Genomic DNA, 15250 nt, shown 5'->3' on the forward strand with positions numbered 1-15250 from the left:
CCTAGATTCAAAATAAATTTTTTCGATTGTAGAAATATTTCATTACATTATTAGCGTTTCAATTAGCATTTCAATTAGCATTTCAATAAGGCAAAATGTAATTTCACCTTCAAAATACCATAGCTATATTCACAACTTTTAGCAGTGAATTATTTTCTAGCCTCACTTTAATTCAGATACATATTTAACTAATTCATTGGCGTCTGTAAACAGCTTTTCAACAGAATAGTCGCTATTTACTATATAAAATATTGGGTATTTTCGATTGGACTCCTCTATTCCTTGAGAATTTACAAATATATAAAAATATAACTGTTCTGGATCAACTTCAAAATACTTGTCGAAGTCCTGTCTTATATCAAAATCTGGCCGTACTGTAACCACATTCATCTTTTCATGCAATAATTCGGTATTATTTTTTATTATCTCTTCAGTTTCTTTGCAGGACCTGCAACCTGATGACATAAACATCATCAAAGTTTTTTTATTATTCTCAAGAATAGACATTTCGGACTGTAATGCATTCTTTAATATCTTATCTACAGCCTTAGCAGACAAATCATTTTTATTGCTCATCTTAATAACTTCATTTATCATTGTTACATAACTGAAGCCTGTAACCATTATAATTTTGTTGTTATCATCTGTAAGAAAAGCAGTAGGCTTCCATTCACTCAATGAAGCTTTACCATTCAGTGAATAGTTATAACTTTCATCAATACCTGCTTCATTAATCTGTTTCAAAGGTATCTGGTCTTCCCAAATCAACATATAACTCATGCCTTCAAAGCTGAGTAAATCAATCATTTTGGATATACAATCCAGTCTGTGTATACAATCTTCATTCATACTCTCAAGGTAAAACACAACTTTATGGTTACTCTTTATATCACTTATACTACTTACTTCACCCGAAGCATTATATAATTTAATTCTAGAAGGTATTATTTCCTCCGATAAAAGTTCCAGATTATTGTACCTATTGTTTAGATAAAAAAAGCAAACTGTAGAAATTACTATCAAAACAATTATAGCAATCACTACAGGAAAAACATATTTCTTCATTCTCAACCACCACCTATGTAAATTCAATTGCAGAAAATTTTCTCTTTATAATGTTATTTGTATAATCTTGTCATTAAAATAATTATAGCATAAATTAGTAATTGAATCCATCTTATCTTAGTATTGAAAGATTAATGCAGACTAAACAAATTCCAGCCATGCAATACTCAATATATAGAACTGCATGGCTGGAAACAAATTCTTACATTTAGCTTTTGGCCACATTACCTATCTAGGTATAACTTACTATTTTGCACCTTGTCCAGGAAAAGTAGTAATAATACCAAGTAAGTACTGTTTCATCAGCGCAAAGTCAATTGCATCAATATCTCCACTGGCATCCAAATCTGCCAGTTTCTTATTTTCAATTTCTTCCACCCCCAAAAGGTGCTTCTTTATGAGCATTAAATCTATTGCATCTATTGATGCATCAGAGTTTATATCACCTAAAATTACAGGTTCACTGTTCTTTGTAAATGTAAACCAGTTTAGATTTAATAAATATCCACTATCTCCAGTAAATTTCAGGTATAAATCATGCTTTCCGCTAACTTCGGAAACTTTGCACTCAAAGTCCTCACAATACTGCCAGCCGCCCGTACTTCCAACTGAGCAGGTTCCTATCAAAGGACCGCTTATACTATCAAGCCTGATTTCGATTTTACCTCCGTTAGTGGCACTAGATGCTCTAGCTAGGAAACTTTCCGCCCCTTCACCAAAATCAACGTTCTTATAGACTACATAATCTCCATTCTCAACATATCCAACGCTCTGCCCGCCTTCATAACAGTTTTCAGTCCGTATTCCAGATTGGCTGTCAAAATTTTCAGCGCGAATCTTCGAAAAAGCATCTTTATTTGTATCACTTATCTTATCAGCATCCGCATCCTTAACAAATGGATGAGTGGAACCAATCTTTCCAACATAGTAGCTTTCTTCAGGACCATAATAAGAACTCGCAAGTGCTCCATTGGACAACACAAACTTTTGTAATACCAAGCCTGCATCCAGACCATAGATACGCATGGTATGTGTACCTTTTGTCAAATTAACTGTAGTTGTTGTTATATGGGCATTTCTTGAGACATCGTTGGTCCAAGGCCCATTTGAATTTACACCTGCCTGGAATCCTTGTGGTAATGTATCAACTACAATTGGATTTGCACCGTCAATGGATACCGCAAATTTTAGTCTGCTGTTTTTAGATAAATTATTAGATGGTGCTGAATATGTTGTTAATGTATAATTTGCACTGCTATTGTTGTATATTTTATATTCCAAATAAGGTGCAGTGGTGTAGCTTGTATGGGAAATGTCGTCTGGATACGCTTTAACAGAAGACAATGTACGCCCGTAATTATCAATGGTTTTCCACTCCTGCCCTGATTTTGCAACACGATTAGATGTATGCTCTGCTTCTATTGATATTACGTTATGGGTTTCAACAAATGTTTTTTCGGATAGCCCACTTGTGTTAATTACTTCTGCCCTTACATTTACTTTAACGGTTTGGCCTGCACCTGTAATAGTGATAACTCCGCTAGAGGAAGATGAAACTTTGCTCCAATCTACTGAAACACCTATAGTTTTACCTATTGAAACAGTTCCCTGTGTATTATCCAGCTTAATCCATGCTGCATCTGTAGTTATATTGTAATTAAAGCTCTTATCTCCTCCGTTGCTTATTGTAATACCATAGCTTTCATCGCCAATATTTGTAAAAGCTTGAAGACTTGCAGTTCCTGAAGTATATCCAGTAGTGCTTCCCTCAACATCTACTATCATCTTTGAGCTGCCGCTTGCAGGAGTCATTCTGGAAACAGTCGGATATGCCCAGCCATTTGAATCCCATGATCTATAACCTACATGTGGTGAACTCATCATACCTTTCCACTTGCCTTTTGACATAGTATTGTTGTAAAAATTCTGCAAATCCTTATCAAGCTGGATTGCTTGTTCTGTCAATGTAGCATAGTGATTGGCAAGGACACTTTTTGTACTAAAGCCATTATACTTTTTATTTAATGCTGTATAAATCCACATTCTTCTCACATTTGCCGATGCTACAGCTGGATAGTATACAAGCTGGTAATATGCGTCCTTGTAAGGAGTCGGCATCAGGTCATAACATTTTTGGGCATTAGCTATTATATTATTTGCTTTTGCCAATTCTCTTAACGCCTCATTGTAGCTTGAAATACTGAATGTGGAGGCAGTAGTTCCCTCTGGCTTATTAATCTGGTTTAATCTAGTATAAGCTGATAGTACATCAGCTATAGTATTAATGGTTTCTGTAGTTGAGAAACTGCCAAATTGCTGCCTTACCCAGTTTCTTGTATATTCCTCTGTCTTATTGATACCATTTGTTCCATATTTCTCAAAGTCATAAGCCAAGTCCAAGAAATATGATATAGGAAGTTCCATAGGTTTAAAGTCACCTACGTTAACAATCCATATATTTCTGCAACCGTAATCATAAGCCATTGACATCTGTTCCCATGTCTTTTCAAGAGGAACAGTATTTACCCACTCATAGGATTTAGGCCCGCCATGATAATCAAAGTGGTAGTACATTCCCCATCCTGCAGCACGATTCCTTTCGTTTTCCTCTGGAAGAGTACGTACGTTTCCGTTATTGTCTTCGGCAAGCATAACTGTTACATCACTCAAACCGCTCCAGTCCTTAAGCCCAGAAACACTGCTATTGCCATACCAATAATCCAATACTTCCTTATACACTACGAGAACTTTTGGAACATTTTCAAGACCGAACTCTTTTAATATTTGTTTTTGAACTGTAATAACATCCTTTAATGTATCAACATTCTGCTGCATGGTTCCGTTAGGAATGAGAGCTGTATCGTTTTCTCCTCGCATACCAATTGTAATAACATTTTCAAACTCTCCATTTCTCTTAATTCCATCTCTCCAGAATTTCGTTATTGCAGCTTTGTTTGTAGTCCAATCCCACTTATTGCTTGACCCATACTGAGAATAAACTTTCTGCCATTCTGCTCCCGCACGGCACATAGGCTCATGGTGTGAAGTTCCCATTACGATACCATATGCATCGGCATGTTTTGCATTTGCCAGCTTATCGGTTTTTCCTTCCATACTGAAGCAATTACCCCACATTGCCGGCCACAAATAATTTCCTTTTAATCTTAAGATAACTTCAAATATTTTATCGTAAAAATCTTCGTTAAGACCATTAAAACTATTTGCACACCAGGATGTCAGAGAAGGAGCCTCATCATTTAGGAATACCCCTCTGTACTTAACAGACGGCTCCTTAGAAGTGAAGTTAAGTTCACTTGCTGAAAAAGTCAAATCAGTCTTTTTTGCTGGAATAACATCTCCCCAGTAAACCCATGGACTCACACCTATTAACTCTGATATATGATATACTCCATAAATCGTACCTCTCTTATCACTTCCTGCTACTACAATAGCCTTGCTAACTTCTGCAACTGGATTATCAACTACTTGTATCTTGTATGTCTCCCACTTTCCTTTAATTGAAGATACATCAAGTTTGCCCGCGCTAACAAGAGAATCAATAATATCATTGTTTCCCACAGATCCAGCTATCACTGCCGTACCTTTCAGCTTTGTTTTATCTGTAACAATTGACGGTGTAATTCCGGTAACCAAACTCACATCATTTGCAAAGGATTTTGCAACAAGACTCAAGCCATCATAATCCGTTCCTTTGGAATCTATATATATATCAGCAGCCTTTCCGCCATACACAAGCTGTACATCTTTTGACTCAGCTGCAACTATAGTAGCACTTCCAAATGACATTGTTAATAAAGAAATTATTAACATAAAAACTGCTATTTTTTTGAACATATTTTTGAACATATTCATGTATTCCTCTTCCTCTCTTAATCACAAATCATATTAGTATTGTTATCACTAGAATATTTTAGAATGATTGTATGTATAGGTATTATTTTTTTCGTTTAGGAAAAGTAGCTATAATACCAAATAATACAATTTTACATATCCATAGTTCAGCATCCTACATATATATTAAGCTTAAAGCCCCTAGCATGCGCATAATCTGCTAAAGCCTTTATACCACTTGTGAAATGCTTAAGAGCAGCCCCCAAATATCTATTAGCATCATGTGTTGAATTTACCATCCAGTTATCATCAAGATTCTCTCTAGTATAATCGGATGGTAAATTCAATCTAAAATCAATTACTTTTCTGTTTTTATACTGCCTTCTCTATTTTATTTTGCATAAGGCAACTCTGTAATACTTCCTAATAGATACTGTTTAAATGTTGCAAAATCCAACGCATCGATAGTACCGTCACCATTTAAATCTGCGGCTTTAATACCATCTTCTACTGGGAATTTATCTATTGAGCCAAGAAGATACATTTTCAATAGAGCATAGTCTGTTGCATCAATACTCTTATCGCCATTTAGATCACCGACAATAGTTGAAGATTCAGCTTCCTTTACAAACTGGAACCAATCTAAGTTTAATAAGTAACTTTCGCTTCCTGTAAATTTCAGATATAAATCATGCTCTCCAGTAACTTTGCTGACATCACAGGATACTTCAGTCCATGCTTTCCATCCGCCTGTATTAGGTACGGCACAAGTTCCTATTAGTGTTCCTGTCAGACTATCCAAACGAATTTCTATATTTCCGCCATTTGAATCACTTCCAGCTCTTGCTATGAATTTTGCAGCACCACTGCCGAAATCAACTTTTTGGTAAACTGTATAGTCTCCGTTTTGGATATAACCTATATTCTGACCGTCTCCTTCAGGATTAGCTTCAATCTCAACTCCTGATTGGAAAGTATATTTCTCTGCTTCTATTTTTTCAAATGCTGATATAGGTTCTGGAGGTGTAACTGGACCGTAATCTGTAAATCCACTAGCACACGCCATTTGTGCAAAATTCCATAAGCTTGGTTTCCATACTGTCCAGTCGTGACCTCTTCCAGGGATAAGGAAATATGTGTGCGGAATACCATATTGTTTACAAGAATTAACTACACTTTCACTAAATCCCATACTATCATTTGTTCCAATACAAATAAATAAAAGCTTATTTAACCTCTTAGTTGTTGAAGGATCTGGGAAAAAATTAGTATTAGTTATTGAAGCAGGTCCTCCTGGTGAGAATCCTCCTACATATCCAAATACATCTAAATTAGTTAGTCCAAAATTTATTGATTGTGCACCACCCAAAGATAATCCTGCAATAGCTCTGTGTTCTCTGTCTGTGTAAACAGAATATTTTGATTCAACATAGGGTATTAGGCTGTTAAGCAAATCAGCTTTGAAATTTAAATATCCATCTGATATTCCTGCTCCTGTTGCATTTGCATTAGGTATTACAACAATAAATGGCTTGATTTTATCTTGAGCAAGAAGATTATCTAAAATTACATTAGCTGAGCCTCCACCGCTATACCAGTCATTCTCGTTTCCTCCATAACCATGTAACAAATACAAAACGCTGTATTTATTATTTGTTGAATATCCTGGTGGGAGATATATTCTTGCATTTCTATTGCTGTTTGTTGCTTTTGAGAAATATGTAAAAGTGCTGACCTGACCACGTTGAACATTGCTCTGGACTTGGTCAAATCCTGATGGTGGCAGAACCGGAAGTGTCTCTGCTTTAACCTGACCCACTGGCATTGCACATAATAAGGCAAAACTTAAAAATGCAGGTATTATTTTTTTATCCATTTTATTTAATAAAACTTTTATCCCCATTTGCTCATCTCCTTTTCACTTATTTATTTTAATGAATCTAAAAAAGAGTTTACTTATTATCATAATTCGCTTAGCTGTCTACCTTAATTTGAATTGGGCAATTTCAAAATAATGCCCAGTATGTATTATCTGAGGTAAAAAAAAAGACTTAATCTTTTTTAATGTCAATCTCCCTATCTTAATCACTTAACCTTCCATATATTGTATTTTAAGGTTTTGCTATTCATATGTTAAAGGTAAAAGTTTGCTTTATACCCCAGTTAAATATTACGATACTTAACTGGGGTATAAGCATATCTTATGGTAAACATTAGCACAAAGACTTACCCTAGTATTGTTACATTTCAATGAGATTATCTAAGCAATACTCATTTTTTACTATTTAATCTTACCATTTAATCTTATTAGCCAATCTTACCAGCCAAGCATTTGAATCATTTTTTCAGCATATCTCTTACCGAGAGTAACTGTTGAATCATGGCTAAAGTGTAAACGGTATTGTGTATCAGAAGGATCTACAACTAGACCATTTGCAGAAACTACTGAACAGTTTGTGATTAAATTAGGCAACTGATTAACCAATGTATTGTGACCTGCACATGGACCGCTATAAAGCAGTTCTCCAGCTATAAATGGAACGTTTCCTAAGTTTAGATCTTTTCTTAGGTCTTCAACCAATGTTTTAACTTTTCCAGGCCAACTTGAATCGCCACTATTTGATTCACCTTGATGGAAAATTATTCCTTCAATAATTCCGCCACTTTGCTGTGCAATCTTAGCACGGTTAACAATCCAGTTGTACTTTGAGCCACCATTTTTCATAAATGTCTCTATCTTTTCACCACTAATGGCACATGGTATTAATCCTATAGTGTCTCCTTCAGGTACTTTTTGTATCATAGTCTTACCAAACCAGTCTCCAGGACCTACCGCATCAAGCCAAGCTGGATGAAGAGGTGGACATGCAACATCCCACTGATCTGTTACTCTACCTAATGCAGGATTATTATCATAACCTAAAACAAGCACGCGTGGGTCTTCCACTTTATCAGATGCTTCTGCCTTAGCGTATCCTGCCATATTTGATTGACCTAACAGTAGGAAGCAATGAAACTTCTTTTCTTGTGGAGGAGGTGGTGGTGGCTGTACACTTTCTCCAGGGAAAGCAGTTATCATTCCAAGTAAATATTGTTTCATAAGTGCAAAATCAATTGCGTCAATTGCACCACTTGCATCTAAATCAGCCAATGCCTTGTCCTCAATATCTTCTATTCCTAAAAGCTGCTTTTTAATTAGCATTAGGTCTATTGCATCGATTGAATTATCAGAATTTATATCACCTAATTTACCTGCTACTGTAGAACCTTTAGTAAATTTAAACCAATCCAAATTAAGCAGGTAATCACTTGTTCCTGTAAACTTCAGATATAAGTCATGCTCTCCAGTAACTCCGCTTACATCACAGGATACCTCAGTCCATGTTTTCCATCCGCCAGTATTAGGAACAACACAAGTTCCTATTAATGTTCCTGTCAGACTATCCAAACGAATTTCTATATTTCCGCCATTTGAGTCACTTCCAGCTCTTGCTATGAATTTTGTAGCACCACTGCCGAAATCAACATTTTTGTAAACTGTATAATCTCCGTTTTGGATATAACCTATATTCTGACCGTCTCCTTCGGGATTAGCTTCAATCTCAACTCCTGATTGTGAACTATATTTCTCTGCTTCTATTTTTTCAAATGCTGAAATTGGTTCAGGAGGTGTAACTGGACCATAATTTGTGAATCCTTTTTCACATACCATCTGTGCATAATTCCACAAACTCTTCTTCCATACATCCCAATCATGTCCTCCGCCCTGAATGCGGTAATATGTATAAGGAATACCTTGAGAATCGCAGAAACTAGCTACTCTATCACCATTACCTATAAGGTTATCATTTGTACCACATGAAATGAATAAGAATTTCAATTTCTGCTTAGCTGCCGCCCCATTGTTAGGGAATAACTGGTTAGTTTGCATAGTGTTAGGTGCTGCCGAAAATGCTCCAACGTATGGGAATGTATCCAAATTTGTCAATCCAATGTTGAAGGATTGTCCTCCACCCATTGAGAGACCACACACTGTCCTATGTTCAGCGTCAGTATATACTGAATAGTTTGCTTCAACATATGGAACTAGAGAATCAATCAAATCTCTTGTGAAGTTTGACCAACCATCTGATACACCATTTCCTGTTGCATTTCCATTTGGCAATACACATATAAATGGTTGAATTTTACCCTCAGCAATTAAGTTATCAAGAATTACATTAGGTGCTCCGTTTTGGTACCATTCATCTTCATTACCACCAATACCGTGCAATAGATACATTACACTGTATTTATTGTTTGTTGAATATCCTGGTGGAAGGTAAATTCTAGCCCTTCTAGTACTGTTTGTCGCCTTAGATTGATAGTTAATATAGCTAACTTGACCATGTGGAACGTTCTTAACTTGGTCATATCCTGAAGGTGGCGTAGCTGGAAGTCCTGCCGCCTCAACCTGACTTACAGGTGTTGTTGTTGTCAGTAATGCAAAACCTAATAATGCTGGCATTACTTTCTTAATTGTTCCTTTCACTAAACTTCTTAGTTTCATTTCTCTTTCCCCTTTCTCTTTTACATAATAATTGTCATTCTATTTATTTTGCCCCAGGGAAAACATCTATCATTCCAAGCAGATATTGTTTCATAAGTGCGAAATCAATTGCATCAATTTCACCACTTGCATCTAAATCTGCTAATGTCTTGTTTTGAATATCTTCTATTCCTAAAAGCTGCTTTTTAATTAGCATTAAATCTAATGAATCTATTGAATTATCAGAATTTATATCACCTAATTTACCTACTATTGTGGAACCTTTACTAAATTTAAACCAATCCAAATTAAGTAGGTAATCACTTGTTCCTGTAAACTTCAGATATACATCATGCTCTCCAGTAACTCCGCTTACATCACAGGATACCTCAGTCCATGCTTTCCATCCGCCAGTATTAGGAACAACACAAGTTCCTATTAATGTTCCTGTCAAGCTATCCAAACGAATTTCTATATTTCCCCCATTTGAATCACTTCCTGCTCTAGCGTAGAACTTTGAAGCTCCACTGCCGAAATCAACTCTCTTGTAAACTGTATAATCTCCGTTTTGGATATAACCTATATTATAACCGTCTCCTTCAGGATTAGCTTCAATTTCAACTCCTGATTGTGAACTATATTTCTCAGCTTCTATTTTATCAAATGCTGATATAGGATCTGGAGGTGTTATTGGACCATAATTTGTAAATCCTTTTTCACATACCATCTGTGCATAATTCCACAAACTCTTCTTCCATACATCCCAATCATGTCCTCCGCCCTGAATACGGTAATATGTATAAGGAATACCTTGAGAATCGCAGAAACTAGCTACTCTGTCACCATTACCTATAAGGTTATCATTTGTACCACATGAAATGAATAAGAATTTCAATTTCTGCTTAGCTGCTGCCCCATTATTAGGGAATAACTGATTAGTTTGCATAGTGTTAGGTGCTGCTGAAAATGCTCCAACGTATGGGAATATATCCAAATTTGTCAATCCAATGTTGAAGGATTGTCCTCCACCCATTGAGAGACCACACACTGTCCTATGTTCAGCATCAGTATAAACTGAATAGTTTGCTTCGATATATGGTACAAGAGAATCAATCAAATCTCTTGTAAAGTTTGACCAACCATCTGAAACACCATTTCCTGTCGCATTTCCATTTGGCAATACACATATAAATGGTTGAATTTTGCCCTCAGCAATTAAATTATCAAGGATTACATGAGGTGCTCCGTTTTGGTACCACTCATCTTCATTTCCACCGATACCGTGCAATAAATACATTACACTGTATTTATTGTTTGTTGAATATCCTGGTGGAAGGTAAATTCTAGCCCTCCTAGTACTATTTGTCGCCTTGGATTGATAGTTAATGTAACTAACCTGACCATGTGGAACATTCTTTACTTGGTCATATCCTGACGGCGGCGTAGCTGGTAGTCCTGCTGCTTCTGCCTCATATACAGGTGCTACTGCAGCAAGTAAAGCGAGACCTAATAATGCTGGCATCACTTTCTTAATTGTTCCTTTCACTAAACTTCTTAGTTTCATTACTTTTTCCCCTCTCTTTTTATTTTTTATTTTTTGCATGTCAATTTTCATTGACAAACTTTTCTAACATAATTTGATATTACTAGCATACACGTTGTCAAAACATATCAGCTAGTTTCTGGGAAATAATTCTTTTATGAATAACTTTCCCCCAACATTTTAAACCTCATAGTTTCTTAATGATAAATTGATATTTCCCCACGCCAAATTAATTCTAATGTTTTCTCTCAATTAGTTCTTATTTCATAGATTTTATTTCACACTATCACCAGGAAATGCAGTAATAATTCCAAGTAAATACTGCTTCATCAGCGCAAAATCAATTGCATCTACAGTACCGCTGCCATCTAAATCAGCCAATTCAACATTTTCAATTGTCTCACCAAGCAGGTGCTTCTTTATCAACATTAAATCTATTGCATCAATTGATTCATCAGCATTTATATCTCCTAATTTACCTACATGACCTGGTTTAGGTACAAATTTAAACCAGTCCAAATTCATAAGGTATCCGCTTCCTCCGGTGAATTTTAGATATAAGTCATGTTTTCCTGTCACATCGCTGACATCGCAAGTCACAGTAGTCCAATTCTTCCATCCCCCAGTACCTGAAACAGCGCAGGTCCCTATTAATGTTCCTGCAAGGCTGTCCAAACGAAGTTCTATGTTTCCGCCGTTGGTTGCACTAGCTGCACTAGCCTCAAAGCTTACAGCGCCACTGCCAAAATCTATATCAGTGAATACTAGATAATCTCCGTTTTCTATATAGCCAATATTCTGCCCATTACCATCATTATTTGCTTCAGTCTGAGTTCCTGATTGTTCGTAATAATCTTCAGCTTCTATTTTTGAGAAAGCTGATATTGGTCCAGGAGGCGTAGCTTCTCCTACATCGCTCCAGAGTTCAAACTCATAAATCCTAGCACCACCAGAATTATCCTGAGTGGCAGTATTGACATATAGACGTACATATCGCGCACTAAATGTAGGAACATTTCTGTCTGTTATGTTTTGAACATTTCCACAGACTACATCAACATCAGTCCAAACATTCCCATCCATACTCTTTTGCAGTTTAAAATCTCTGGTATTGTATTTAATTGCTTCAGCTACTCCTGCATGCTTCACAACCCAACGGCTGATATCATATGTATCGCCAAGGTCAACCTTTAGCCACTCACCGCTCATACCGTTTACATGGCACCATTTAGTAGTAGTAGAACCATCAACTGCATATGATGCATCTTCACCAATTTCACTGCCAGAAGCAGTAGCAGTCTTATTTAATGCAACATTCACCATGGTAGGATTAGTAGCCATAAGCTGTAAAGCTCCATTTAGCTGATAGCTCTCTCCTGCTTTGGTTGGAAAGCTTATAGTTTTATTTCCATAACGTACATTACATACGTTACCAGAGTTTGACTTTATAACTACATTCTTTAAAGAACCGTTACTCCAGTTCATTTGAGTAATAGTAAAGTTACCACGGGCACAAAGTCCATTTGCATGACCTGTAGACCATTGGCTAGGTAATGCTGGTAAAAGCTGAATCTCGTTATTATGACTCTGCAGCAACATTTCTGCTACTCCTGAAGTAAATCCAAAGTTTCCATCTATTTGGAACGGCGGATGAGCATCCCATAAGTTATCATATAATCGTCCGCCCTTGTTTACAGGCGTAATCAGTAGTTTAACTAAATTGTAGGCATGTGCACCATCTTCCAGTCTTGCCCAGCAGTTCAGTTTCCATGCTTCAGACCAGCCAGTTCCGTCATCGCCTCTTGCATTAAGAGATTTTATAGCTGCATTAGCAATGGTAGGCGTATTTCGTTTACTTATTTCAAATCCTGGGAATAGGTTATACAAATGAGAAATATGTCTGTTTTTCTCATTTGGACTATCCCAGTCATAAGCCCATTCCTGAAGCTGTCCCCAGCTGCCGATTGTATCAGGCTTGATTTTTGAAAGCTTTGCTTGAAGATTATTTCTAAAACTTTCATCAACATTCAATATCTCAGAAGCCATAATTACATCCTTGAAAAGTTCACGGCTTATACCGTTGTCCATAGTTACTCCGTAGCTGTTCCACGCACCCTGTCCACCACTTGTGCTAGGTGGTGTAAGTTCAGGAGATGTACTAGGACAAATCACCTGATATTCTTGTCCATTAATAGTTTTTGGCTTCATCAGCGTCTGCAGGAAATCAGCTGAGCCTTTGATTACTGGATATATTTCCTTTAAATATTCAATATCTTGGTTAAAATTATATGCATCATAAAGCATGTTGGAAATCCATGCGCCACCTGTTGGCCAGAATCCCCATTCACCGTCAATAGGTGCTGTTCTGTTCCATAAGTCGGTATTATGATGTAATACCCATCCATTTGATATATTATAGTGAACACGTGCAGTTTCATTACCAGGAGCCTGAAGTGCCTTTGCCTTTTCTACAAATGGCTCAAAACATTCAGCCAAATTGGTAGTTAGGGCCGGCCAGTAGTTCATCTGGTAGTTGATATTAGTAGTCATCTTACATCCCCATGCCGGGTTACGGAATTTATTCCATATACCCTGCAAATTCATTGGCTGAGAGTCACGGGAAGCACTAATCATTAAGTATCGCCCGTATTGGAAAAGCACTTTGGCCAATTTGGGGTCATTATTACTGCCAAATTCAGCTATACGCTGTGGCATAGGTTTACTGTTCTGACTGCCATCACCGCCTAGGTCTACATCCACCCTATGGAATAAATTCTGATAGTCTGCAACATGGTTGTTATAAAGTGTAGTATAATCTTTAGAAGAAGCCTTTGTGATATCAGCAGTTGCTTTTCCCTTTTCATCTCCGTTACATGTTTTGTAATCTACGAAATTTGTACGTACAGAAGTTAGAATAACTACTGAATCGGCATTTTTTACGGTTATTTGGTTATTGTTAGCCGATACAGAACCATTTGTATTTATAATTTTCGAACGTGTTGAAAACCATACCGCATAGGAAACACCGTTGTCGGAATCAGCATGTCCATTCATTACTAATGTATCCGAACCGGAAGTAGATAATGTATATTGACCAGTAAGCGAACATTCATAACTAGCTGTAAAGGATACTGAACCAGCTGAATTACAAGTAATTCTTGTTACCATTACCTGATCCGGATAGCTTACAAAGGTTTCACGATGATAATTCTTGCCATTATATGTATAATCACTTGAAACAACTCCTGCATTCATGTCCAACTGCCTTGAATAATTTGATACTGAGCTGTGTCCGAATGCAAGCTTTAAGTTACCCACAGACTGATATCTTGCCTGTCCACCGCCAATCATACTCAAAACAGTTGCAGTTCCAGCCTTATAGTTTCCAGCGAATAGTTGATCTTGAGCTGTTTTTAAAGAATTTGCAGCTCCTGCTTTATTATTGTTGCTTGGTCCGCTGCTCCAAAAGGTAGCCTCGTTTAAATCAATCCTCTCATCAGGATAATTTCCATATACCATTGCACCTATACGGCCATTTCCTAATGGCAGCGCCTTATAAAAGGACTCGTTGTTATCATAGGCATTACCCGAGAAATTCGTACCAGACATACTGTTGTACCATAGTATCAGGTCATTGTCCGTATACCCAGCTGCTGCATTCTGGTCTGCAGCAGAAGCAATCTTAGAATTGTTTAAATAAAAATTACTGTTCAACAACATCGCCCCTACTAAGGTTAATACACCAACCTTTTTTAATACCCTTTTAACAACTCTCATATGTAGCCTTCCTTTCTTGATTATTAACCATCAAGATAATAAATTTTTATTCCCCTGTAAATTCATACTCGACTATATATCAATTCATATATTAAAAACATATTACTCAGGAATAAAATAGGATTCCAGAGCTCCCTATAATTTTCTAACTACATATGCTGTTCTCATTTTAGTTATATTATACCAAAAAACAGCTATCCCCGCTCTAAAATCCCATTTTTTTCTTTCAATATTTTAGATTTTTTTACTAAAACTTCGAAATTGAATGCACCTCTTAAAGACAAGTAATATAAAGTGTAGCAGCATCATCAAATGAGAAGTAAAAATGAGAAGTTAATTAGCTTGCTGCACAATAGGTCATTGTTAATCTTGATAATACCTTAGCTTTTCATCTGAAAGTTGGGTATACAATAATTGCATGAATCATTACTGATTCATGCAATTATTTTGGCAACAAACCATTAATAATTCTATCGCATCAATAG

General features: G+C 36.6%; 7 protein-coding genes. All 7 read right to left on the reverse strand.

What is annotated here, in order from left to right:
* Positions 1–162 precede the first annotated feature (162 nt).
* Positions 163–1065: a hypothetical protein gene (locus tag EHE19_RS17660; protein WP_137697418.1), complete on the reverse strand. Its 903-nt coding sequence runs from the start codon at positions 1063–1065 to the stop codon at positions 163–165.
* 246 nt (positions 1066–1311) lie between these two features.
* Positions 1312–4938 (reverse strand): glycosyl hydrolase 115 family protein, encoded by a 3627-nt coding sequence (locus EHE19_RS17665; RefSeq protein ID WP_137697419.1) that lies wholly within the window; start codon positions 4936–4938, stop codon positions 1312–1314.
* Positions 4939–5084: 146 nt separating this feature from the next.
* Positions 5085–5264, reverse strand: a complete 180-nt coding sequence (locus tag EHE19_RS17670) for a hypothetical protein (protein ID WP_244648277.1) — start codon at positions 5262–5264, stop codon at positions 5085–5087.
* Positions 5265–5308: 44 nt separating this feature from the next.
* Positions 5309–6820 (reverse strand): carbohydrate-binding protein, encoded by a 1512-nt coding sequence (locus tag EHE19_RS17675; RefSeq protein WP_244648278.1) that lies wholly within the window; start codon positions 6818–6820, stop codon positions 5309–5311.
* 414 nt (positions 6821–7234) lie between these two features.
* On the reverse strand, positions 7235–9466 hold the full coding sequence (locus EHE19_RS17680; RefSeq protein ID WP_137697420.1) for a sialate O-acetylesterase: 2232 nt from the start codon (positions 9464–9466) through the stop codon (positions 7235–7237).
* Positions 9467–9509: 43 nt separating this feature from the next.
* Positions 9510–11009: a carbohydrate-binding protein gene (locus EHE19_RS17685; protein WP_425314295.1), complete on the reverse strand. Its 1500-nt coding sequence runs from the start codon at positions 11007–11009 to the stop codon at positions 9510–9512.
* A gap of 252 nt (positions 11010–11261) precedes the next feature.
* Positions 11262–14765, reverse strand: coding sequence for a glycosyl hydrolase family 95 catalytic domain-containing protein (locus tag EHE19_RS17690; protein ID WP_137697421.1), 3504 nt, complete (start codon positions 14763–14765; stop codon positions 11262–11264).
* Positions 14766–15250 lie beyond the last annotated feature (485 nt).

Source organism: Ruminiclostridium herbifermentans (assembly GCF_005473905.2).
Lineage (GTDB): Bacteria > Bacillota > Clostridia > Acetivibrionales > DSM-1351 > Ruminiclostridium > Ruminiclostridium herbifermentans.